Below are 24,524 nucleotides of genomic sequence, written 5' to 3' on the forward strand. Positions count from 1 at the left end.
AAGAAAACAAAACTGAAATAAAACGAAACAAAACATACCGAAAGTATCAACTGATCCAGCCCCTGAAATTTCAAATCTGATCTGGTCGAAAATTACAAAACTGAATCTGTTTTATATCCCGGAATTATTACAATTTTGAAGTCTGATACCCATTCACCATAAATCCACTCAGATGAATCAGTTATTGAACCAGGATCTGCAGCAATTAGATAATTTCTTACAGGAGATTAAGGACTACAGCGTGTTATTCTTATCCAGCATAGAGACATTGCCAGTCAAGGCAGCGACTGCTTCATTTGAGCCATTTGATCTTCCGCGAAAGGGAATGGGGGCCATGCATACCCTGTCACAATTCAGAAAGAGATATGAGGAACATCTCGCGGGCAATAGCGGTGCGCGTAACTGGGGATTTGTAACAGGAGGAGCAACAATACCAGCGATCGCAGGAGACTGGCTGACATCCGTCTTCGACATGAACGCATCTGACAGAGACATACCGCCATTCAAAATAGAAACAGAAACCATCTCAATGCTCCGGCAACTGTTTGGGTTGCCGGATGCATTTTCCGGAAACTTTGTGACAGGGGCCACCATGGCAAATTTCTCCGGACTGGCCATTGCGAGACAATGGTTAGGAAAGCAGTTGGGCGTTGATGTGGCGCAGGAAGGAATGGCAGCATTGGCAAATGCAAAGATCGTTTCCTGTACACCACACTCCAGTAGTGTAAAATCAATGGCCATGCTGGGTTTTGGAAGAAATGCACTGGTGAAGTTACCTGCATTACCGGGACGGGAAGCATTTGATATTGATGCATTGAAAGAATACCTGCAGGCACATAAAGGTGAGCCATTGATTGTGCTGGCAAGTGCCGGTACCGTAAATACAGTTGACTTTGATGATTTGCAGGCGATTGTAGCATTGAAGAAAGAATACAATTTCTGGTTGCATGTAGATGCCGCTTTTGGTGCATTTGCAGCCTGTGTGCCTGAATATAAACATCTGCTGGATGGATGGGAATGGGCGGACAGTATTACAATTGATGCACACAAGTGGCTCAATGTGCCGTATGATGCAGCGATGGTATTTACCCGTCATTTGCAGTTGCAGCTGGATACGTTTAAGAATGTAGGCGCCGCTTACCTGGGCGACCCCGAAAAAGATTTTAAGTACAGCAATTATACACCTGAAAATTCACGACGACTTCGTGCATTACCAGCCTGGTTCACATTGGTGGCCTATGGCGCCGAAGGATATACAGCTATTGTGAATAATAATATACAGTTAGCCCGTCAGCTGGGAACATTGATCAGTGAGAATGATGCTTTCCGCTTATTGGCCCCTGTCAGATTATGTGTTGTTTGTTTCACGCTGAACGTAGCGGATGAAGAGAAACAGACAGCCATCGATGCATTCCTGAAAGCATTGAACGATAGCGGTAAAGTCATGCTGACGCCAACCGTTTATCAGGGCGTTCCGGCTATCCGGGCAGCTTTGGTCAACTGGCGTACTACAGAAAAGGATCTGACCATTGCATGGGAAGATATGTTGCAACAGGCAGCAGGACCGACTGTAGGAGAGGACTGATCTATTATTAATTCACCATAACAACTTCGGAGTATGAAAAAGTCAAACACGAATGCCTATATGGCATTGGTGCTGGTAAGTATTTTCTGGGGTACCACCTATCTGGCTTCCAGGATTGGCGTACGCCACACACATGGATTAATGCTGGCTGGCGTCAGACAGACAATTGCCGGCGTCCTTTTAACAGGTTTCTTTTTACTGAGAGGGTTTAAATTTCCGGAAAAGATCATGCTGTCACGCCTCTTTGTGATTGGCGTCATGATGCTTTGTATGAGCAATGGTTTAATTACATGGGCCATGCAATATATTCCCAGTGGTCTCTGTGCAATTATTGTCGCAACAGTGCCTATCTGGATAACTATATTCAGTTATTTTCTGGTACAACGTACAAAATTTACCATCTTGCTGATCGCTGGCATGTTGGTTGGATTACTCGGGGTAGGAGGGATCTTTTATGATTATCTGCCCAGCCTTGCAAATCCGGAATTCCGGTTTGGTATTTTCCTGACCCTGATCTCCTGTATCAGCTGGGCGATCGGTTCAGTACTGACGGCAAGATGGGCGCTCAGGATAAACTTTTTATACGGCGCCGGTTTTCAGATGCTGTTCAGTGGTATTGTCATGACGGGGACAGCTATACTTATGGGGTATTCTTTACCGTTAGACGGTTTTAATAAGGAACTTTGGGGCAGTATCGTTTATCTGGTCTTCTTCGGTTCCATACTGGGATACTCCTCTTATGTATTCGCATTGAACAACCTGCCGACTTCCCTGGCTTCCGTATACGCCTATATTAATCCGATTGTGGCGGTACTCCTGGGCTGGCTGATCCTGCAGGAACACCTGAACTGGACAACAGGACTTTCCTGTCTGGTAACATTGGGTGGCGTTTATATGGTAAATATGGCTGTAAACAGAAATAAAAAAGAATATGGAACCACTAAATCATGAGGTTAGTCTGATAGACTACATCCCGGCTTATCAGCCGCATTTCGAACGACTGAACCGGTGGTGGATAGAAAAGTACTTTACCGTTGAGCCGGTAGACGTAGACGTGCTGGGTAATCCTGATAAGCATATTATAGCTAAGGGAGGAGACATTATTTTCGCCGCTGTAGGTGAAAATATCGTTGGGACCGTAGCCTTGAAACCAATAGATGACGTTAGTGCGGAAATGACTAAGATGGCCGTGGACGAAGCTTATCAGGGGCACAAGATAGGTTGGAAACTGGCAAAGGGAATATTGGAACTGGCCAGAAAGAAGGGATTAGAGAAGGTAATATTGTATTCCAATACAAGACTGGCGCCTGCCATTACCATGTACCAGAAGCTCGGATTCAGGGAAATTCCAGTGGAAGAAGGACGTTATGTACGGAGTGATATCAAGATGGAGATCATCCTGGCGGAGGAAAACCCGCATTATATCATCGCGGAAGAACTTTTAAAGACGATAAATACGGCGTTGCCACTTTTACGTGAGATATCCGAAATGACAGCAGCAGAGCGGTTTTCCAGGTATAAATGGAGCCCGAAGGAGATCATCGGACATTTAATTGATTCAGCAATTAATAATAATGTTCGTTTTATACGATCACAACAAATATCTTTGCTGGAAATTCCTGGTTATGCACAGGAATTTTGGGTAAAGGGACAAGCCTGGCAGTTGAGCAGCTGGCAGGAAATTATCGAATTATGGGCGGGGATGAACAGACATCTGGCGTTAACAATACGCGCCATACCCGCTGGAGCACTAAACAACCTTATCAGTATTAATGAGAAAGAACCTGTCACACTGCAATATGTGGTGACGGATTATTTGCATCATTTAAAACACCACCTGACACAAGTGAAAATAATATTATAAAAGATACGATTTAGATTTAGGTATGATGTTCAAAAGGTATTTACCGCCGACATCTGGTTGACACCGTCTCGTTTCTTAACGAGGCGGTTTTTTTTTATTTTCGTCCCCGTATGGAAATGCAACAGAACCCCTGGACGATCTTGTCCAGCGAGAAGAAATACGACAATCCCTGGATCAAAGTGACAGAACACCAGGTGATCAACCCTTCAGGCGGCAACGGTATCTATGGAGTGGTACACTTCAAGAACGCCGCGATCGGAGTAGTCGCCCTGGATGAACACAATAATATATACCTGGTAGGGCAGTACCGCTTCCCACTTGAGCAATTCAGCTGGGAGATCCCGGAAGGTGGTGGCCCATTAGGTGTAGATCCTTTATTGGGCGCTCAACGGGAACTGCTGGAGGAAACCGGTCTGGTAGCGGCGGACTGGCAACCCATTGTACATATGCACCTGTCTAATTCAGTATCAGATGAAGCCGCTGTCATATTTCTGGCCCGTAACCTGGAGCAACGGGAGGCTGAACCAGAGGAAACTGAACAACTGTTCACTAAAAAGGTGCCCTTTGAGGCCGCTTATCAGATGGTGAAAAACCATGAAATCACCGATTCCATGTCCGTTGCAGCTATTCTGAAGCTGAAACTGATGATGCTGGAAGGTGAGATTTAGCCGGTCCATCAAGCCTGGAGATCCGGACATTTATAGCCATCCGTCAGGAATGGGAGCCCCCTAATTCCTAATTCGTAATTCCTAATTGGTTATAAATTCCGTTCTTTGCAGTAATGGAACAACGAAAATTTAAGAAGCCTGGCGGTTTCCGCCAGCATGCTCCCAGGCCAAAGGCCTCATCTCTGGTGATTGGCAGACAGCCAATTGTGGAAGCGATGAAAGCAGGCAAGGCCATCGAGCGTATTTTTATGTTGCGTGGTGCAACAGGGGAGATCATTCCTCAGATCAGACAGTTAGCAGAACAATATAATATTCCTATAAATCTGGTCCCGGTAGAAAAGCTGAATGGGTTAACCTCCGCTAATCACCAGGGCTGTGTGGCCATTACCGGCAATATCAACTACCTGGATCTCCAGGATGTGATATCACATGTAACAGAACAGGGTCAGACCCCTTTGTTCCTGATCCTGGATGGTATTACCGACGTCCGTAATATCGGGGCCATTGCCCGTAGTGCGGTTTGTTGCGGCGCCCAGGCAATCATTATCCCTGATAGAGGAATCGCTGCCCTGAATGAGGAAGCCATTAAATCTTCCGCAGGTGCATTGGAAACGATCTCCGTATGCCGGGTGAACAGTTTGCTTAAAGCGATCGATACCCTCCATCTGAATGGTATCAAGGTGATTGCCAGCGAAATGGAAGCTGAAACCAAGCTCTATGACTGTCAGTTACAGGAGCCGGTAGCGGTAATTATGGGATCGGAAGATAAGGGCGTGTTCCCGGCATTGATAAAAGCTTCGGATACCCTGTTCCACATTCCTATGGCCGGAAACTTTGAGTCATTCAATGTCTCTGTTGCGGCGGGCATCATCCTGTATGAAGCCATGAAACAGAGAGGCGCATAAAAAATCTCCAGTAAATGAAATTGATCGAATGTCCACGTGATGCCATGCAAGGCTGGCACAGGTTAATCAGCACGGATGAAAAGGTTGAGTATCTGAATGCCCTGCTGAAAGTTGGGTTTGATACCCTTGATTTTGGCAGCTTTGTGTCGCCCAAAGCCATTCCCCAGATGGCCGATACCACTGATGTGATATCCCGTCTGGATATGAGCAGTGCTAAAAGCAAATTGCTGGCGATCGTCGCCAATCAGCGGGGAGCTGAAGAGGCGGTGGTGTTCGATAAAATTTCATATCTGGGATATCCTTTCTCTATCTCCGAGACTTTCCAGTTGCGTAATACCAACAAAACGATCAGCGCTTCCATGGAACTGGTAGATACCATGCAGGAACTGTGTATCAAAAACAGTAAACAGCTGGTGGTTTACATTTCCATGGGCTTTGGCAACCCTTACGGGGATCCATATGATGCTTCCATCGCTTTACAGTGGGTGGAAGAATTAGTAAAGCGGGACATTACAACAATTTCGCTGGCTGATACGGTTGGTGTTGCCAATCCGGAGATCATCACCAAACTGTTTTCTACGCTTATACCTGCTTACCCGGAAGTGGAATTCGGCGCACACTTTCATTCCGCTCCCCATAACTGGGAGGAAAAAGTAGCTGCTGCCTACGACCAGGGATGCAGACGTTTTGATAGCGCCATTAAAGGCATTGGTGGTTGTCCGATGGCCAAAGATGAACTGGTCGGCAATCTCGCCACCGAGCGCCTGCTCGACTTCAGTATGCAGCGTCACGAACAGCTCGGCCTGGACTTCGCTGCATTACAGACCGCTCAGCAGTTAGCAGACCGTATTTTTTATTAGTCTTGTATCATGACAAACTTTCGTCTGACCTTTCCCGTTTCTCCGCTTGCAACACCCGTCAGCTATACCGATAAGATATTGATGATAGGTTCCTGCTTTGCAGAAGAAATAGGAGAGCGCTTACAACAATATCATTTCGATGCCCTGATCAATCCTCATGGGATCCTTTATAATCCCATCAGCATCACACAGGCACTACATACTTATCTCGACGGAAAAAAATATACAACGGCTGATCTGTTCCGGCAAAATGACTTATGGCATAGCTGGGATCATCACAGCCGTTTCTCCGGTATCAATCCCGAAGAAGTACTCGCAGGAATTAATGCAGCACAGGAAGCTGCTGCCAGACAACTGGAAGAAGCAGACTGGCTTATTATCACCCTTGGTTCTGCATTTACTTATTCATTGACCAGCAATAACTATGTGGTAGGTAACTGCCATAAAGTACCCGCAGCGTCCTTCCATAAGAAACTCTTATCCCCGCCAGACGCCATCTCCGCACTGGATAACCTGATGCACCGTTTGTTTTTCCGCAACCGGAAAGTAAAGATTATGTTTACCATCAGCCCTGTACGTTATGCACGCGACGGCGTAGTGGAGAACAACCTCAGTAAAGCTGTGCTGATACAGACGGTGCACCACCTGGTGAATAAATTCGACCGACTGTTTTATTTCCCGGCATACGAACTGGTCATCGATGACCTGCGTGATTACAGGTTTTATAAAGAAGATTTGGTACATCCGAATGAACAGGCTGTAAATTATGTGTGGGATCATTTTACAGCAAATTGTCTGCAGGAGTCAGACAAACACCTCTTACCACGCGTAGCAGAGATCATCAGAGCAATGCAGCATAGGCCGTTTAATCCAGACGGAGCGCAGCATCAGCAGTTCTTACAGACGTATGCCCGAAAGACAAAGCAGTTGATGGAAGAACATCCGTTTTTGCGGTTGGAGGCTGAGTTGAAGTACTTCCAGGGAGCGTAAAAAAGTTTACGCGAAGAAAAAATTTAAAAAAAATGGGAATTGTAAATCTTTAAATGTAATATTGCACCCCCGTTCAGCGGGAATGATTCCGTAGCTCAGTTGGTAGAGCAATACACTTTTAATGTATGGGTCCTGGGTTCGAGTCCCAGCGGGATCACCAAACCCGACTTCTTGAGAATAGTCTCAAAAGGTCGGGTTTCTTCTTTGTATGAAGTGCCCGTCAGGTCTGCAACGAGCGCAAATAAAGGATTAAATTTTGTGTTTCGAGGTTGGTCATTTTCCTTATTATAATAGATACCTTCCGCAAATATCGTTTTCTGCAATCTTTGTTTTTCCTGATAACTGCTAAGATTCCACATCAGAGCGGATTTCGTGACATGCTAAGTAGCAAATTCAATGTATTTTTCCAGGTTCGAGGCATTTAAAGGGCAAGGTTCTAGTTGATCCAATAATTCATTACGTTCAGCATTATTATCTCGCTCAGGATAGTCATAATAAAGAATAGTGGCCAGTACAAATGGAGGTTTCATAAACCTATTTTCAGAACGAAGAAGTAAAAAACGTGAAAATTACTTCGCACTTGAGTATTCCGCATCGGTTACTTGTTGTAGCCATACTGTATTACCTTTTTGAGAGGAATATATAGCCATATAAGTGACCCCAGTATTCGCTGAGGCACCATGCCAATGTTCTATCCCGGGCTGACATTTTATTATCTCTCCTTTGCGCACTGTCTGTTTCGGTTTTCCTCTTTCCTGGTAATAACCAATTCCTTCGGTAATAATGAGAATCTGCCCTGCAGGATGTGAATGCCACGCCAGCCTTTTTCCGGGCTCAAAAGACGCAACAGCTATATTAAAATTGAAGATGCTGTCAGCTTTAATCAATTCGATAAGTGTATTGTTTCCTGTATTCCGTACAGGTATGGCTACTCCGTTGTGTGAATAGGGCGAAGCGTCCTGTGCAGATGCATAATTGTGCCAAATAATAAGGAACAACAGCAGACAACTTAATTTTTTCATGCTTATTTTTTTAGGTATTGTTATCAATGAATTTGTATTCTTTATTTTAATACCGAATGATAGACGCTGTCAGTTACAGCTTCCTGCCAGGAAACGCTGCCTTTATTCAGGTTTGGTCCAATCGCAATATGTGTCATTGTGTCTTCAGGAGTTGCTCCATGCCAATGTAGGACGTTCGGGGCGCATTTTATTATATCACCAGCTTTGATGATGTGTTTCGGCTTATCTTTTTCCTGGTAAAATCCCGTTCCGCTCGTCACCATCAGAATTTGTCCTCCGGGATGGGAATGCCAGTTCGTTCTGGCTCCCCGTTGGAAAGACACATTGCCTACATTCATATTGTATATGGAATCTGCATCAACTAACATATTCAAATGGACTTCACCTGTGAAATACTTGCTTACGATCCTGCCTCCCTGGTCGAATGGTAATGTCTTATTATCAGGATTGATATCTGTGGTGCTGGTTTTTTTTCCGCGGCAAGCAGCAAAAGCAAAACAGCATGCAATTACACAGTAAACATATCCTCTTCTTGTTATCATATTTCTATAGTAAATGCTCATTAAAAAAATCGCTCAACTTTTTAACAGCTTGTGGTACATATTCGGGCCTATCATACATGTCAATATGAGATGCGCCGGTGACCTCAAATAGTTCCTTTGGCCCGGTAGCCTTTTGATATGCATTGTCACTGAAGTAACGTGAATCCGCATCTTTACCTACTATTAGCAACAGAGGGCGTGGAGCGATCATCTCTACATGATCCAATGCTGTAAAGTTCATCAGCTTATCTAAGCTTGTGAAGACATACTTATTTTGTGAGTTGGGATGTTGGCCGCGTGGAGTCCGGTAATAATCATATCCCTCTCTGTACATGCCGGTTGCGCCAGCGGGTATCTCGGCAGGGGAATTAAAAACATAATTCACATACTTTACCGGCTCACCATTGGCCTCCCGTATGCGCTGTTTCGCTACAGAATCCAGTCGCTGTTGTATCTGGGGCTTTAGCACTTCTGCAAGACCTTCCCGGCGAAGCTGTCCCAGGTCAACCATGCTTACTGTCGCTATTGCTTTCAACCTGTGCTCTGTTTCAGCTGCTTTAATCGCAAAACCGCCACCTGCACAGATCCCCAGAACACCAATGCGGTTCGGATCAATAGCAGCGTGAACGCTTAGGAAATCAGTTGCTGCCCTGAAGTCCTCCACACGGATGGCCGGATCTTCCAGGAACCTTGGTTCACCGCCGCTTTCACCCTGATAGGAAGCATCAAATGCTAAAGTAATAAAGCCTTGTTCTGCCAGTTTTTGTGCATAAATTCCTGCTGTTTGTTCCTTCACGCCACCAGCAGGGTGCCCAATCAATATTGCGGCATATTTTCTGCCTTTCTGGAAATTCTTTGGATAAAATAGATTGCCAACAACAGTGATTGTTCGGTTTGGAAAAACTACCTTCTCTACAATTACGTCGTTATTTCCTGCAACGGCCCTGCTGGTTTCAGTTTTAAAAATGGTGTCCAGATATAGTGACATAGTTCTTCCTTGTTGCCAGCCTATTTTCGTGGCTATTAAAAAGGCAATTCGTCTTAACTGTGGCTCCGTAAGACCAATATTCCTACCCACATTCAGGTGTGATCTTAATTGGCCTGTCACCCCACTTATACTAGCCAGTGCTGATATTGTTGCGATCTCCCGCGCTTTATAGTCGAGAACATCCCGTCCAAAAATATCGGCGAACAAGTGTTCCTTTAAAAATGTATCTATAACAGGCATAAATTTCTGTGGCGGACCTATAGCCGTGCTACCAGTCAATTTGGTTTGGACATCCTTCCCATATTCATATCTGGATGATTTGAATGTGAGCGCTGATGAAACCCGGCCTTCTACATCATATACGCCTTTCTCTCTCCGTTCCTTCACCACATTCTCTAATGTGCTTATTGCATTCAGACTACGGGGAAATCCAGCATAAGCATACAGTTGAACAAGTACCTCCTTAATCTCACTTACGCTTATTCCTTTATCGAGCCCCTGAATCAATGCTTCTTTAAGAACGTTCAGATCACCGGTAGCCATGTGTGCCGCAATAGGCACGATACTTTCGTCTTTCGCATTGAATATATTTTCGTCGTTGTGCTGTCCGTATGCTGTCGTACTACTCCAAGCAGCAGAAAACAGCAACATCATTATTTTTATCCTTTGAAATTTCATCATCATTTCAGTTTATTAGATTGATTTTTCGCAGCCATTTAACCACTTCGGTTTCAGCTTCAACAACTTTACTGCCTGTAATCACCAGCAACTTGCCATCTCGTTCCGATCCCCCCGTCATCGTGAACCCTTCCGGCACATCACTATCAGGACACAGTTCTCTTACTTTGTCAAAGCTACTCCCAATGCCGTAGCCGCCATTTGTATTAAATGGAATGACCATCTTATTACTCAGATCATAGCTGTGAAGAAAACTTTTCATTGGTGGAGGTAATTGCATGCCCCAGGTTGGGAACCCCACAAACACAGCATCATAGCCCTCAATGCTATCAATTTTTGTTTTTAGCTGTGGCAGAAAACCGGATTCGTTTTCCAGCGCAACCTGCTGCACGGTTGCCTGGTAGTTCTGAGGATATGGCTTTTCCAGTTCAAGTGCAACCAAATTACCACCAACGTGTTTATATATAATTTCGGCGATAGCTTTTGTATTGCCCGTACGTGAGAGGTAAACAATCAGTACTTTCTTCACAGCTGAAGCTGTTTGCCGTTCTTCCTGGCGCTTCTGCGCTTTCGAACAACCTGACAGCACACAGCTGAATAGGGTAATGAGGCCACAATAAACCATGATCTTTTTCATCTGCATTGCTTTATGACACAAGGTTCCGGAGATAAGAGACCGCAATTGTAGATGGATTACGGAAATGACTACCAGAATTACTTATCCGGCTGTTTTTGTTTCAGCCATTTAGACAGGACATCAGCTACCTCCATATTAATCGGATCGGTAAATGGTGATCCCATCGTCCACTTTCCATCTTCTTTGATATACACTTCGGTTACGATGAATGGGTTTGTCACTTCATTCCTCCTGCTACGGCCAATAATGTGATGTTATTTAACAAAATAGCAGTATTCCCGATTATATTGACTGACCGAATGGATGTCGGCTTTTTTGTAATGAATCCCCCCATTCTTGATGATTTTGATCTCCTGCTCCTTTCCCAGCGTCCTCCCATATGAACAAAGACAGATTTTTCCTGAAAAAGGGCAGACAGCGAGTCAACATTCTTATGACATCCATTGCCACTTCATTTTAGACAGATTAACGATGTTTTGTTCAGCGGTAGTAAAATCTGTAGTGGAAGACGTCTGTGCATATGCCAACTGGCCACTAAAAATTAAAGCAGCAGGGCCATAACCGAAGCTTAGGCCCATATATCCCAGCCCTAATGCAGACACTTATAATCCACTATTACCTAATATTCTCTTTCTCATTTGTTACTGTTTACGGTGTCAATTATTAAGTTTTCTTTCGCCCAGCCATTTTACCATTGCTGGATCACGGTGATCGAAAAAGGCACTGGATTTCGTATCCAATGTTTTAATTGATTCCATGTCCTCAGTGCTCAACTGAAAACCAAAAATGTCGAAGTTCTCAGCCATACGCTCCCTGCGTACTGATTTTGGTATTGCTACTATGCCACGTTGTATCAGCCAGCGCAATATTACCTGAGCAATACTTTTACCATACTTCGCAGCAATTTCACCCAGCAGCTGATTAGAGAAAATTTTATTCTTACCTTCAGCAAAGGGCCCCCAGGATTCGATCTGCACGTTGTTGGAATTCAGAAAGTCCTGTGTATCTGATTGCTGGTGAAATGGATGTGTTTCTATCTGATTAACAGCCGGAACAATTTCGTTATGAATAATCAGATCAATCAGGCGGTCAGGGTGAAAGTTACTTACTCCGATGGCTCTGACCTTGCCCTCTTTGTACAGTTCTTCCATTGCTCTCCATTCACCATACACATCGCCGAACGGCTGATGTATCAGATAAAGGTCGAGATAATCCAGTTGCAGTTTTTTCAAAGAAAGTTCGAAAGCATCTTTTGCACCTTTATATCCTTCTGACTGTATCCAGAGCTTCGTAGTGATGAATAGGTCCTCTCTTGCTACACCGCTTTGTTTGATTGCGCGTCCAACTGCTTCTTCGTTCATATACGACTGAGCAGTATCAATGAGGCGATAGCCCGTTTCAATCGCATCCACTACACTTCTTTCACATTCTTCCAGGTCGGTAACCTGGAACACGCCAAATCCTAAGATTGGCATCTCTACACCATTGTTCAATTTTACAGTCTTCATTGGTTTATTGTTCTGTTATTTAATGCAAATTTTTAGTTGTAACCGCTTTTTCTATCAGGTCCATTCTCGCCTTCTTCGGGTCCGGGCTACCAACCGCTGAGCCATCAGACCTAAACTCAAGAAGTTCGTTTTTTGAAGCATTATATAGTGGCCATTCAGGTAATCCTTTTCCGTTCGGATTGCCGGTTTTAGCGAAATTTGACCAGTAGGTATTCATCAACTTAGCAACCTCCAGGTCCTTTGTTGCAATAGTGCCGCCATTCCTGCTACCAGGGTTACCGAACACATACGCTATTTCGGACGCATGTGCCGCACCATATGGCATCCATTGCTGCATTGATGGGGACACATAGGAGAAAAGATAGACGTATGCCGGAGAACCGTTAGCAGTAAATGCTCGCGCTGTAAATCGTGCGGGTTCTGCCCATACTTTATCAGTGTTAACCATCGAAAGCATTTTGGCAAATTCCGTATTGTTATCAGGATCATACACTGCTTTTGCTTCTGCTTTCATACTCCCAAACAAGTACAATAATTCTTCTTTCGAACCAGCATTCACAAATCCGGCGGGAACTTCTGCACTATTCGACCCTATTATTAGTGGAATGCGTGGTTGTTGACGGGCTTCATAAGCTGTCTGAGCCGTTTCCACAACTAATTTGCCATCGAGTATCGGACCGGAATAGGTTAAAGCTCCGCCTGCTCCATCGGTTTCCTGGCCTCCGTCTATAATTTCATCCACACTTAAAGCGCGTAGTTTTTCAAGTGCCTGAGCATCCGTGTCATTTATTCCGTGCTTCTTTGCATAGTTGACGCCTATGACCTCTGCTGATACAGGGTAATAGCTATCCGCATTATTTTTATTGATTGGTCGTCCGGTGAGCACACCATCGCGGCCGCCGCCAGACTCAATAATGGCCTTTTGAAACAACCCTTTCGCATGGGGAATTGTAAGCAGTGAATGAACAGATACGCCGCCGGCAGACTCCCCAAAAATAGTCACATTGCTATGGTCGCCACCGAAAGCGGCTATATTATTCTTTATCCATTTAAGTGCTGCAATCTGGTCCATATAAGCATAGTTACCTTTCAGCTCATTCGGTTTCTCATTGCTTAATGCGGGAAAAGCGAAAAATCCGAGCCGTCCCAGACGGTAATTAATCGCAACAAGAATTACACCCTGTTTTACAAATGAAGCAGCTGAGGCGTCTGGTAAGGCACCGCTGCCCCCAACAAATCCGCCACCATGTATCCATACCATCACGGGTAATTTTGCACCTTTTGATATGCCTGAAGGTCTCCATATGTTCAGGAACAGACAATCTTCCGACGAGCTTTTTGAAATGGAGGTACCGGTGCGTGGCCATCCCATCTGCGCACAGTCTGCACAGAACTTCGTTGCATCACGCTCGCCTTTCCATGTTGGAAATGGCAGAGGCGGATGCCAGCGGTTAGCGCCTGTGGGTGCAGCAGCATAAGGAATACCTTTAAAACTTGATATGTCTCCTTCAGTTGTGCCACGCAGTATGCCGGAAGCTGTACGAACAAGCGGTCCCGTAACCTGCCGGTTATGCTGTTCATTTGCCGTTTGCCTGGCATACGCCGCGTGTGTGATAAATAACATGATAATTACTAGAATCCTTCTCATAATATATTAACTTTCAGACTGATTAACATTAATAGGGGTATGTCAATACAATTCACGGATACAAATATCCACCTGAAAGTGGGGGGAACTGTGGACAGATTCCGGGTTTTACTACCAATATTACCGATCTGGCATCTCGCAGGCAGAAGGCCCATCTTTAATCAGTAATTTTGTATCATCAAATGCAGGATTATGGAAAAGGAATACCACTTTCAGTCAATCAGCGAATACAACGCTTTCAATAACCATGAGACTAACCATCCGCTGGTTAGCGTCCTGGACTTTTCCAAAGCAAAGGAAAGAACAGGTTCAAAAATGTTATTTGACGTATACTGCATCTTTTTAAAAGATGTAAAATGTGGTGATTTGAAATATGGTCGTCAGTACTATGACTATCAGGAAGGTACCCTCGTTTTTATATCACCGGGGCAGGTGATCGATGTACAAAATAAAATAGATTATTATCAGCCAATGGGGCATGGCCTGGTATTCCACCCTGATATACTTCTGGGTACCTCTTTAGGTAAAAGCATTGCAGAATATAATTTTTTCAGCTACAATACGAGTGAGGCACTGCATCTTTCTGTCAAAGAAAGACAATTGGTACTGGATCTTTTTGCAAAGATTGATGTTGAGCTCCAGCAGCCGGTTGATAAACACAGCAAACGGGTTATTGCATCCAGCATTGAACTGTTACTGAACTATTGCGATCGTTTTTATGACCGGCAATTCATCACCAGGGAAACAGTCAACAAAGGTGTGATTGAGAAATTTGAAGAATTGTTAAATAATTACTTCGCATCTGAACAACCATATACTATTGGATTTCCGTCTGTCGCATATTGTGCTGATCAATTACATTTCTCTGCTAAGTATTTTGGAGATATGATTAAGAAGGAAACGGGTAAAACCGCACAGGAATATATCCAGTATAAAATTATTGAAGTTGCTAAGAATAAAATATACGGCAGCACAAAAACCGTAACAGAAATTGCATATGAATTAGGATTCAAATACCCTCAGCATTTCAATCGTTTTTTTAAACAACGTGTGGGGCTAACACCAAATGAGTTTAGAACATTAAATTAACTAAGGAGCTGGCGCAAAAGCTCCGTTACGGATCCAGGTAAGCCAGGCTTTCTTAAATTCCGCATGGCTAATAGGTGGTAAAGTTCTTCCCTCTCCGGGATTCCACCCTGCAAGTACAAGATCATCATCAGCGTGCGCTATCAGCTGCGCCATATTCTTGCGACCATTACGTTTGGGATCAACCAGTTGTCTCGCAAGTTCATGGGCAGTCTTGCCCTGAAACACCATTTTCATATCAGCCGGAGGCAAATGCCAGTTAGCGTTGCCGGGAGGCGTACGCACACCAGGTGTATTTTCCGGCTGGTGACAATTCGTGCATTTCATAGCATACAATCCTTTCCCATCCTTTCCCCTACGTGGCAACATTGTGTGCAAATGACTATCATCACCTTGTAGAGGCACATCTCCTGAAGGATGACAATTCATACATCGTGGACTCATCAGCACTTTATACACTTGTGTAAATGCAGTTACAGAAGCTATACTATCATGTGTCTGATCATCTTTGGTATATGGAACTTCTCTGTCAAAAGCGGACATCACTATCACCATAAAAATTAATAATGTCGTTATTAAAAATATGGCTTTCTTAGGCCAGTAATATCTTTTAGCCATGTTTATCTCTTTTTGGACTTTTGTTGAATATCAGCAGCCAGGTGAATGGCCTCTCTAATACGTAAATAAGTACCACAACGGCAAATATTACCTGCCATCGCAATGTCAATATCCGCATCCGTTGGCTGTTTATTTTCTTTAAGCAGTACTGCTGCTGCCATGATTTGTCCCGCCTGACAATATCCGCATTGTGCAACATCCAATTCCAACCATGCTTTTTGTAATGGATGATCGTTTTTTTCGGATAACCCTTCAATCGTTACCACTTTTTGTCCGATAGCCCTGCTCACTTTCGTTACACAAGACCGTACGGCTTCTCCATTTAAATGAACAACACATGCGCCACATTGTGCCACACCACATCCGTATTTTGTGCCAACAAGACCTACAATATCTCTGAGTACCCAAAGCAAAGGGGTATCAGCGTCTGCCTCCAGGCTGTAAGTTTTATTATTTATATTTAATGAGATCATAGTTGCATAAAACAATGAAGGTTAAATAATTAAGATTTTGAAAGTTCATTCAGTTTCGTAATAAAGGGCTGATCATAGAATCGCTTACCCGTGCTTTTATATAATGCGTTGGCCACCGCTCCGAATACCGGAGGGAAGGGCGGTTCACCCAATCCGGTAGGGTCAATATCATTCTGCACAAAATGCACTTCAATCTTCTTAGGCGCCTCATGAAACCTAATTATTCTATATTGACTAAAATTCTTCTGTACTGCAGCTCCTTCCTTATGCGTTAACTCTCCGTAGAGCGCATTCCCTATTCCATCGATAACTGCCCCCTGAACCATATTAGTGGCTGCATCGGGATTCACAACGATGCCACAATCAACTGCACTAAATACCCTTTCTACATAAGGTTGTCCGTCTCTTTCCACCATGTCGGCAACATGTGCCACGTAGGAATTATGACAAAAATAGGCGGCTACGCCACGCTTGTACTTTTTATCAGTCGGACTATTCCAGCCAGATTTTTCTTTGACAAGTTTCAATACGCCTGCATACCTGTCAGCATCGTATTCATTGTTTTTGCCAACAGGATTCTCCTTCGCCCTTTTTAAAAGTTCGAGCCTTAATTCAATCGGATCTTTTCCCATTGCTTCTGCCAGTTCATCCAGGAAGGACTGCTCAGCCGCAGCATTAAAGTTCGAGCGTGGGGCTCTGAATGCTCCAATCGTTATATTGGAAGGAATCTGCCATCCTTCAGCGAGGTAGTTATCAATTGCACCGGCTGGAAATCTGTTCGGATGAATCGCATTCTCTGGAATACCGCCGCCTCTTATATGCAATGCCAAAAGATTCTTATCTGCATCTAATGCTGCACGGTAAGTAGCTGTATACATAGGACGGTAGATGCCGTATGTCATATCGTCTTCACGGCTGTAAACAAGCTTAACTGGTGCTTTGGCTTGCCTTGAAATCAGCGCAGCTTCTACCAAATAGTGTCCATATGCACGGCGTCCAAAACCACCGCCCATGCGGGTCATTTGAATCTCTATTTTTTCAGCCGGCAGGTTCAGAATTTTTGATAATGTAGGTTCTGTCCATCCTGGAGCTTGTAACGGACCTACTAATAAGGCCTTTTCCTCTGTTACATGGGCGAAGAAATTCATTGGCTCGAGGCAGTTATGCGCTAAAAACGGCGCATTGTATGTACGTTCTATAATCTGGGCTGCATTTTTAAAAGCTGTTTCCGGATCACCGTCTTTTCTCAATTGTTGTGCTGGTTTGTCCGCATATTGCTTCATCTCTGAAAGCTGAGCGCTTGTACTCTCCAGCCGTCCCGGTACATTAACTGCTTTTTTCCCATTTCTGCTCCCCATAGTATCAACGGTATCCCCTTTAGGCTCCCACGTCACTACCAATTTTTTACGGGCCTGCATAACCTCCCATGTTGTATTACCTAGCACTACCAGTAAGTCATTGAATGTTCTTGTGTCGAAACCACCCTGTTCGAAACCCTCCGGGTATAATTCAAGGCGGAAAACATTTTTGATACCAGGCATTTTCAATGATTGAGAGGCATCAAAAGATTTCAATTTCATACCAAAAGCCGGTGGATGTTCGATCATAGCGATCAGCATTCCTTCATGTTTGTAATCCAGTCCGAAGAGTGGCTGACCGCTTACAATTTTCGCCCCTTCTACGTTTTTCTTTGAATTCCGTACTATTTTAAATTCCTTCGGATCTTTCAGTTTTATCTCTTTTGGTACGGGAATACCTGACGCTGTTGACGCGAACTGACCATAAGTACCCGATTTGCCACTTTTTTTGTGATAGAGCATTCCTGCTTCAGTGGTTACTTCCTCAACAGGTACAGACCAGGTTTGCGCCGCCGCCTGCATTAACATACGCCGGGCTGTTGCCCCCGCCTGACGAAGCGGTTTCCAGTACATCCTTACGGAATTGCTTCCGCCAGTAAATTGCGGCCCTAGTTTAACACTGTCATGCGGCCCCATCTCTACCACTATTTTTTCCCAGTCTACATCTAGTTCTTCCGCTACGATCATTGGGAACGAAGTCATCACATTCTGTCCAAATTCCGGGTTTGGATTGATAATCTTAATAAGGTTATCCGAGGTAATTTTGATATATCCATTTAACTCATTCCATTGGGGAAGGTCTGATTCATTCAATTTATCATCATACTTAAATGCTGACAACCAGGTAAAACTTATCATCAGCCCGCCACCAGCGAGTGTAGATGATTTTAAAAACGATCGCCTGTTCATCGGAGTTTTCTGATGGGTCATTTTTCGTATTTTTTTAACTGAATAGTCTTGAGCGGTTATATAGAGCGATTAAAGAATAATTATATTTCCTTTGCAATTATTCCATTTTTATCAATTATAGTATCTCTCATAATACAATTCTGCTCCTACATACCGGAACGTAGATTTCTCAAAGATCTGTAGCCTGGTAGGCAAATTAGTATACAGATTACCGTTTTTTGTACCATTATTACCGATTAGTTAAGAAAGAAGTAATCGTCATTATTCTGTTCTTGTCCAGTTACAGATAAAAAGACCTCGAAAGGATAGGACGTAGGCTTTAATGCAAGGACATAGTAAAGCCGACAGAGTCCATTTAGTCAAAAACGTCACAGATACACTATGTGCAAGTGATTTTATTCTATACCATGATAGTAAAGTATATATGATTACCTGTACGGCAGCTGCTTCACGATTTTTCACATCCCGGGAATTGTTTCATCAGGTCGCACAGTCCTTCAAAGTTCCCCTTCCTCCACTGCATGAATCATTAAAAATAGATTTCCCTGCGGATAGAGCATGGAAGATCCAGAATGAAACCGATGATTCAACGGCGCACTTTATGCAGGTAATGCCTTCTGATGAAACAGCAGATAAATGGACGATCTTTATCAATTTGGAAACAGTTAAACAAAAGTCGCAGCAAAGTATTGAGCAGGTACTTTCTACCTATAAGGATCAGATAAAAGGTCAAAATGGCAAGGCGCATTTTACCGTATTGTCGAAAGGAGATAATTGGAGTATATTTAAGGTGGAGCCGGATACGCCGACGTCAGAATCTGGATTGTATTATTTATTGCTGACAGATTCTTCTATACATATGATCAGTGTTATGGTTACGCAGCCTGTGATATCTGACGACCTGCTAAAGAAATGGACAGGTATATTCAGGAATGGAAAATTAGCAATGGAGTGATTAATTGAGGTAAATGCATATCAGTAATACTATGAAGAAAAGTAGATTGTTAGCTCAATTTATCACGACAGGTAAACTCGCACATTTGCAGATTGGAATGGCCTGGGAAGAGCGTAAAGGTTGGCTGGTATCTACACATACACATAAAAATGGGGAACCTTCTTTGTATAAAGGAGAGTTGGAAGGTATCGCCGTAAATGTGAGCGTAACACCGGATAAAAAGATAGAAGCGTTTACGATATACCTGCATGATCAGAAAGGGCGGCATATTATTAAACAGAGCGGGAAAAAACTGAGCTTGAAACAAATAAAAGTTGATCAGATGGCGGCATTCCTAAACAAGCGTGAAATCAACTGGCGTTTTAAAATAGCAATGGATAAGATAGTTTTCTTTGAAATGCCTGAGTTAGGAGTGGAGTTATTATTCTCATATTTTCCGAAGGAGAAAAACCATGGGTTGATAACAATACAAACATGGTTTGATAAGGATAATTTGCCAGAATGGAGAAGATAGTCATATGTCAGTCTCACAGCAAGATCTAACATCATTAAAACCAATATTATGAAAGCTTTAAGCTGCACGACAGTCTTTCATGTCTCAGATGTAAGGCTATCCTTACAATACTATACAGAGATTTTAGGATTTGCAGAAGATTTCATATTGGGAGATTATGCCGGTTTGTACTATGATCACATCCTCATTCATCTTTGCGGGCCCCAAAACCAGGGCATTAAAAAGATGCCGGGTAACACATTGTTATGTATTGAATGTGACGAAGTAGATCGTTTTCATGGCATCCTGAGCGCGCGGGGTGCCCTTATTCTCAATGCACCTGAAGACCGCATATATGGGTTGCGTGATTTCGCCGTAAACGATCCCGATGGAAATACGGTTGTATTCGGTGTCGCCCTTTCTGTCTGAACAGAAAGTTTCAATAGTTTTGTTGATTTTGGTTATTCGAAGATTCGAATAAAGTTTTCCCTGGATACATATAAAAACGGCCTGGATCATTGATCCAGGCCGTTTTTATATGTATTTGTAATTGATATACCCCAACTACGGCACATATACCTTTGATTTCAGTGCCAGCTGTACTTTCTTCGGCAGATTTGATAACAAATGATAGCCTGTTGAATCTTCAATAGCTCTCACAGAAGTAATATATTTCCTCCAGCTGTTATCAACTGTTTTATTATTATTCGGTGTATCGATAGCTACCACAGTAACGTCGCTGCTGCTGAGACGTTCCAGGTCATTATCACCGGCAGGAATAACCACTACCACTTTCCAGATGCGTGCAGGTACTGTCACTTTTCCCTGATCGATCGTTTTAACCTTGCCTTTTGATCCGGTACCACCAATACCATAGCTTCCCATAATGATGTAACATTCATTACCGGGTCTCACGAGTGTATTTCTTGTATATTCCTCAAAGCCGGCCCAGGCACGTTTGTTGTTTCTGGGCGCCTGTGGAATCATATTACTCATCAGAAAGGTAGATTCATTGGCACTGGTATTATTGCTACGGTCGCCGGAAGGACAGTTATGTCCGCGATCGAAACCGGAGTTGACATAGTCGGTGCCTTCTACCTGATAAAAGTTGTTGGGTAACTCAGTATCTGCTCTGAAGTTATCGGTTCTGTTAGTTTTGCCGAGATCATTGGCATCCAGGTGCCAGCTTACCCAGTTAGGGATACCACGCTGACTGTTGTAAGAGGCTACATAGTAACTTCTGTCGATGAGATAATTGCTGATAAGTGCCATGCAGGGCTGTGCATCAGACGGATTACCTAACAGCAGGTGATTGTTGTCACTGGTGTTCTTTACACGGGTATCGCAATTGTCGGATGATGAAGGTACAATTGTCCGTGAAGCAGTTGTTCCCTGAGATGGCTTTGTTGTATTACGGGAAGACTTTGTTGTTGTATTGTGCGATGTTTTTTCGGTATTGGTTTTTTTCGGTTTATCTGTCGTCTTATTAGCGGATGTTTCACGTAGCCTTACACAAGTTATAAATATTACCAGCGCTGCTGTAACGACGAGGGATATTAATTTTTTCTCTTTCATTAATTGGCTTGTATTAAAAATTTAAATGATGGTATGTGATGTGGATGCTGGGTACAGTCCTTAGGATAGACGGGGATATGGCGTCAATACGGTCTGATAATCATTCTTCTGCTGGCATATTCTTTTTTTATTGTACACTTCTTTGATGAAAAAAAGTTTAATCGTTAAAGTTGTAATTGGGCTGCAATATGCGATAATTTCAGCTAATAAACTACTCGAAAAGCGAAGCTATTTATTGTGGTGGTTCAATAGTTAAGTGCGGCATGATATTTCGATGCCGGATTTATAATAAGAAGCTATCTTTTTTTTATTGTAGATAATTAACTAAGTTTATTATCTGTAGGCCGATGCCGGAAGATGTTGAGTTAAAAGACCGCCCTCCTGATTATTTCGAATTCCATATACCCCAATAATTGCTAACAGGTAAAACTAACACCAAAATTATGCTTACTCCTATCATTGAAAAAGATGCAATTGTATTTTTAGGCCTTATGGCAATTGCTTTTAAAAATTTTGATACACAGTTTATTCACAAAGATGGCAAGCCGACGCATAAGGACGGCCTGAATATTTTTGCCGCAATTATAGATAACTGTGATGGAGAGCTTATCGGACAACGGCAGAACCATATTCATGCGGAATGCAACCCAATGTTACATGCAGAACAATTGACATTAAAAGAGGCTATTGAAAGATTAAATATCAAACGGCCCAGGGATGCAGAGGAAAAATCAGTAGAGAGTTACTATCGTGATGAACTCTTCAATCAGTCCAATTCAGCAGGTGATTTTACCAAAGGGGCGACTATTTATACCACACTGGAGCCCTGCCCGTTTTGCACATCTGCATTGCTGGTAACACGTATGAAACGCATCGTATACATTATCCCGGATGCCACATATGGACAATCTTTCAGGTATTTGAAAGATAAATATTATGCCACTTATGACATAACTTATGGAAGCCTGGAAATTCCGGCTGACTCGGAAAGCAAACTGATTACGAATTGCGGAGCAAAGCGAAAATGGTTATCGGATTATGTAAATAGTCATCCTCAGAATGCAACGCTTTATCTGGATGATCTAAAGGACTTTTTGAGGGAGTGTAATACGCAGTTCCTGCAACTAACCGCAGCAGATTTGCTCACAGAAGAAGAGGAAAAGCAAAGGAATCTGAAAACACTCACCGGATTACAGGAAAAGGCAAGATAAGTCGCCAAAGACTTGTGATGAAGCCCCTGGACATCATCCTGCATCACACCAGAAATGCCCTGAAAAGATAACTACAACACTAAACAGCTCACTGCTCATATTGAAGACGCATGAATGGATTGTGCGTTATATGCTCAGAAGGGTAGCGGTCTGACAAAATTCCTATAGTAATCAACATCAATCTCTACCAGATCATTCGCTGCCTTATACTCCGGATATTCTTTATTCGAAGCATATTTGACTGCCTGCATAAATTGATCAACATACGCCTGGTTCTTTTTGGAAGGGGGTTTGACCTGATCAATAATGTCAGCATTGGAAAGCATGGTCGTCTCCAGGTATAGGATTTTATTCTTTTTTCTGCTGGTATAAAACCCAAGGAAACAATGATTGTGGGTGAGCACCATGACGGTGGATATATTGATGGCCCTTAACAGAGAAGCGAAGACCACCGTTCCATCTACACAGTTGGCCTGATTGGTCTTCATGGAGTTGTCAAATGTACGAACAGCCTGACTGGCGATAATATTGGTACTATTGGTAGAGGTGGTGGTGACACTGCTATATTGAAAACCCCTGTCGTGTAATACTTTCCAGATGGCTGCTACCTGGAGGATCGTGTTCACATCATCCCCCTGGTAGCCGCTGATCGCGGAAACCAGTTTGGTATTCAATGCCTCTTTCAGGATCTTGTCGATCTCCGGATGCTGTTCCTGGATAAAGGCAGTGAACAGGAAATCAAACTTTTGTTCATGGTAACGGTAAATGCAGTCGTTGATACTGCGCATAAACAGTGGAATAGATTTTTCTGATTTATTACCATCTTCATCAAATACCCTGAATATAATGTTGATCGGGGAACTGGAAATCTGTTTGGTAAGCGTCGACATATTCCAGGGAATATTGGGCATAAAATAGACTTCCTGACCTGCCTGTTGTGACATGAAATCACCACTTACTTTATCGAAATAGGACTTATCACTGCTTTCGATTTCCCATTTCACAGGAATATATGATTTGTCACTCAGAAACCGGAAGCCAAGCGCACTGCTCTTAACGGAGTTCATGAAAGCATTATCAATATCCCCATTGTAATTGGCCATACTGATGACCATAGATGGAAATATCTGCCCGTCAAAATAAGCAATAGGCTCCCACTTGAAATTGGTAAATTCTCCTTTTTTGTATTTAGGCTTTGTAACCTGATCCGCCGGAACAGCTGGCGCCGGGCTATTACTCTTTACTACCTTGACCGATTTGTTGAACTGTGCGGTAGTTCTTTTGGTAGCGTCGATAAACACGTTAAGACTTCTCATGGTTTCTGTGCCGGTTTTAAGCGCATCTCCGGCATCTTTGAGCACCTTGGGGAGTTGTCCGTATGACGGTAAGGAAAACGCTAGTATAAGCAGCAGCAGGAGATATTGCTTTGATCCTGGTTGACGGCATTTCTCACATTGCATCTTTGTGATTTTTAAGACGTGGTGGCGGTATTACTCAGTGTTAAAATAGATACAGGATTTGTATATTGGTAGTTGGCTGTTGGGATGTCGGAACGATTCAGGTGACTATTTGTGGCAATCGGTGATCCATGTATCTTCCTGAGTGCAAAGGTACATTGTTATTTCGTTAAATCGGTTAACGATCTGTTAATCAATAGGTAGCGATTCTTGCTGCTTTTCCTGATCAACGGTTTATTCTACCCCGGGAATCTACCTGCTGGTCTTTTTAGGAACGGTCTTCAATATTGAAAAAATTCCCCTAAATTAGTAATGGCTATTATTCTTTTTAGTCGCCTAAATGTTTAACCCGATAAAGGATAATGTCCACTTGCTGTTACCCCTGGTATTAGCCCATCATTCTGCATATTACCTGTAATAACTAAAGCTGAAATGCTTCAGCCCTCCGATTATATGCCGAACAACCACTCCATGGCATCGCTTCCCAGCTAAAG

At 43.3% G+C, this 24,524-nt stretch carries 23 protein-coding genes and 1 tRNA gene; 13 read left to right on the forward strand and 11 right to left on the reverse strand.

Annotated features, from left to right (window positions below; all coding sequences use genetic code 11):
• The first annotated feature begins 172 nt into the window (after positions 1 to 172).
• The 8 genes from BMZ72_RS33310 (at position 173) to BMZ72_RS33345 (ending at position 7,032) form a co-directional block, all read left to right on the forward strand.
• Positions 173 to 1,585 (forward strand): pyridoxal phosphate-dependent decarboxylase family protein, encoded by a 1,413-nt coding sequence (locus tag BMZ72_RS33310; RefSeq protein WP_089815349.1) that lies wholly within the window; start codon positions 173 to 175, stop codon positions 1,583 to 1,585.
• 33 nt (positions 1,586 to 1,618) lie between these two features.
• Positions 1,619 to 2,536 (forward strand): EamA family transporter, encoded by a 918-nt coding sequence (locus BMZ72_RS33315; RefSeq protein WP_089815350.1) that lies wholly within the window; start codon positions 1,619 to 1,621, stop codon positions 2,534 to 2,536.
• Positions 2,517 to 3,449: a GNAT family N-acetyltransferase gene (locus tag BMZ72_RS36750; protein WP_177223008.1), complete on the forward strand. Its 933-nt coding sequence runs from the start codon at positions 2,517 to 2,519 to the stop codon at positions 3,447 to 3,449. The genes BMZ72_RS33315 and BMZ72_RS36750 overlap by 20 nt, the downstream gene beginning before the upstream one ends.
• Positions 3,450 to 3,559: 110 nt before the next feature.
• Positions 3,560 to 4,117 carry an NUDIX domain-containing protein gene (locus BMZ72_RS33325; RefSeq protein WP_089815352.1) on the forward strand — a complete coding sequence of 186 codons (558 nt, stop codon included), beginning with the start codon at positions 3,560 to 3,562 and terminating at the stop codon, positions 4,115 to 4,117.
• A 113-nt stretch (positions 4,118 to 4,230) separates the two neighbouring features.
• Complete coding sequence (gene rlmB / locus BMZ72_RS33330) at positions 4,231 to 5,022, forward strand: 23S rRNA (guanosine(2251)-2'-O)-methyltransferase RlmB (RefSeq protein ID WP_012790584.1); 792 nt, start codon at positions 4,231 to 4,233, stop codon at positions 5,020 to 5,022.
• Between the two features lie 14 nt (positions 5,023 to 5,036).
• Positions 5,037 to 5,882, forward strand: coding sequence for a hydroxymethylglutaryl-CoA lyase (locus BMZ72_RS33335; RefSeq protein ID WP_089815354.1), 846 nt, complete (start codon positions 5,037 to 5,039; stop codon positions 5,880 to 5,882).
• A gap of 9 nt (positions 5,883 to 5,891) precedes the next feature.
• A complete protein-coding gene (locus BMZ72_RS33340) occupies positions 5,892 to 6,872 on the forward strand; it encodes a GSCFA domain-containing protein (protein ID WP_089815355.1) in 981 nt (326 codons plus the stop codon).
• An 84-nt stretch (positions 6,873 to 6,956) separates the two neighbouring features.
• Positions 6,957 to 7,032, forward strand: a tRNA-Lys gene (locus tag BMZ72_RS33345).
• Positions 7,033 to 7,441: 409 nt separating this feature from the next.
• Here the strand turns inward: BMZ72_RS33345 and BMZ72_RS33350 are convergent.
• The 6 genes from BMZ72_RS33350 to BMZ72_RS33380 form a co-directional block, all read right to left on the reverse strand.
• Positions 7,442 to 7,894 (reverse strand): cupin domain-containing protein, encoded by a 453-nt coding sequence (locus BMZ72_RS33350; protein ID WP_089815358.1) that lies wholly within the window; start codon positions 7,892 to 7,894, stop codon positions 7,442 to 7,444.
• 41 nt (positions 7,895 to 7,935) lie between these two features.
• Positions 7,936 to 8,436, reverse strand: coding sequence for a cupin domain-containing protein (locus tag BMZ72_RS33355; protein ID WP_089815663.1), 501 nt, complete (start codon positions 8,434 to 8,436; stop codon positions 7,936 to 7,938).
• 4 nt (positions 8,437 to 8,440) lie between these two features.
• A complete protein-coding gene (locus tag BMZ72_RS33360) occupies positions 8,441 to 10,108 on the reverse strand; it encodes an alpha/beta fold hydrolase (protein ID WP_089815359.1) in 1,668 nt (555 codons plus the stop codon).
• Between the two features lies 1 nt (position 10,109).
• Positions 10,110 to 10,739, reverse strand: coding sequence for a flavodoxin (locus tag BMZ72_RS33365; protein ID WP_089815665.1), 630 nt, complete (start codon positions 10,737 to 10,739; stop codon positions 10,110 to 10,112).
• Positions 10,740 to 11,395: 656 nt separating this feature from the next.
• On the reverse strand, positions 11,396 to 12,247 hold the full coding sequence (locus tag BMZ72_RS33375; RefSeq protein WP_089815360.1) for an aldo/keto reductase: 852 nt from the start codon (positions 12,245 to 12,247) through the stop codon (positions 11,396 to 11,398).
• Between the two features lie 19 nt (positions 12,248 to 12,266).
• A complete protein-coding gene (locus BMZ72_RS33380) occupies positions 12,267 to 13,895 on the reverse strand; it encodes a carboxylesterase/lipase family protein (protein ID WP_089815362.1) in 1,629 nt (542 codons plus the stop codon).
• Between the two features lie 366 nt (positions 13,896 to 14,261).
• Between BMZ72_RS33380 and BMZ72_RS33385 the strand changes: the two genes are divergently transcribed.
• On the forward strand, positions 14,262 to 14,984 hold the full coding sequence (locus BMZ72_RS33385) for a helix-turn-helix domain-containing protein (protein WP_317043505.1): 723 nt from the start codon (positions 14,262 to 14,264) through the stop codon (positions 14,982 to 14,984).
• On the opposite strand, the gene BMZ72_RS33390 is transcribed toward BMZ72_RS33385, so the two are convergent.
• Genes BMZ72_RS33390 through BMZ72_RS33400 form a run of 3 tightly spaced genes read right to left on the reverse strand, consistent with a single transcriptional unit; the run spans position 14,985 to position 18,360 of the window.
• Complete coding sequence (locus tag BMZ72_RS33390; RefSeq protein ID WP_089815366.1) at positions 14,985 to 15,599, reverse strand: hypothetical protein; 615 nt, start codon at positions 15,597 to 15,599, stop codon at positions 14,985 to 14,987.
• Positions 15,600 to 15,601: 2 nt separating this feature from the next.
• Entirely contained in the window at positions 15,602 to 16,072 is a 471-nt protein-coding gene (locus BMZ72_RS33395) for a (2Fe-2S)-binding protein (RefSeq protein WP_089815369.1), read from the reverse strand.
• Positions 16,073 to 16,101: 29 nt separating this feature from the next.
• Entirely contained in the window at positions 16,102 to 18,360 is a 2,259-nt protein-coding gene (locus BMZ72_RS33400; protein WP_089815370.1) for a xanthine dehydrogenase family protein molybdopterin-binding subunit, read from the reverse strand.
• 403 nt (positions 18,361 to 18,763) lie between these two features.
• On the opposite strand from BMZ72_RS33400, the gene BMZ72_RS33405 reads away from it, so the two are divergent.
• From BMZ72_RS33405 to BMZ72_RS33415, 3 genes are read left to right on the forward strand one after another with little or no spacing between them, the layout of a single operon-like run.
• The gene (locus tag BMZ72_RS33405; protein ID WP_089815372.1) at positions 18,764 to 19,294 is read left to right on the forward strand and encodes a hypothetical protein; all 531 of its coding nucleotides are present in this window, start codon (positions 18,764 to 18,766) and stop codon (positions 19,292 to 19,294) included.
• Positions 19,295 to 19,325: 31 nt separating this feature from the next.
• Positions 19,326 to 19,808 (forward strand): hypothetical protein, encoded by a 483-nt coding sequence (locus BMZ72_RS33410; RefSeq protein ID WP_143087851.1) that lies wholly within the window; start codon positions 19,326 to 19,328, stop codon positions 19,806 to 19,808.
• A 48-nt stretch (positions 19,809 to 19,856) separates the two neighbouring features.
• Positions 19,857 to 20,216: a VOC family protein gene (locus BMZ72_RS33415; protein ID WP_089815377.1), complete on the forward strand. Its 360-nt coding sequence runs from the start codon at positions 19,857 to 19,859 to the stop codon at positions 20,214 to 20,216.
• A 135-nt stretch (positions 20,217 to 20,351) separates the two neighbouring features.
• Here the strand turns inward: BMZ72_RS33415 and BMZ72_RS33420 are convergent, their stop codons facing one another.
• The gene (locus tag BMZ72_RS33420) at positions 20,352 to 21,362 is read right to left on the reverse strand and encodes a DNA/RNA non-specific endonuclease (RefSeq protein WP_089815379.1); all 1,011 of its coding nucleotides are present in this window, start codon (positions 21,360 to 21,362) and stop codon (positions 20,352 to 20,354) included.
• Between the two features lie 443 nt (positions 21,363 to 21,805).
• Here BMZ72_RS33420 and BMZ72_RS33425 point away from each other — a divergent pair, with 443 nt between their 5' ends.
• Positions 21,806 to 22,573: a cytidine/deoxycytidylate deaminase family protein gene (locus BMZ72_RS33425; RefSeq protein ID WP_089815380.1), complete on the forward strand. Its 768-nt coding sequence runs from the start codon at positions 21,806 to 21,808 to the stop codon at positions 22,571 to 22,573.
• Between the two features lie 134 nt (positions 22,574 to 22,707).
• Here the strand turns inward: BMZ72_RS33425 and BMZ72_RS33430 are convergent, their stop codons facing one another.
• Positions 22,708 to 24,033: a hypothetical protein gene (locus tag BMZ72_RS33430; protein ID WP_089815381.1), complete on the reverse strand. Its 1,326-nt coding sequence runs from the start codon at positions 24,031 to 24,033 to the stop codon at positions 22,708 to 22,710.
• Positions 24,034 to 24,524: the final 491 nt, after the last annotated feature.

Source organism: Chitinophaga sp. YR627 (assembly GCF_900114995.1).
Lineage (GTDB): Bacteria > Bacteroidota > Bacteroidia > Chitinophagales > Chitinophagaceae > Chitinophaga.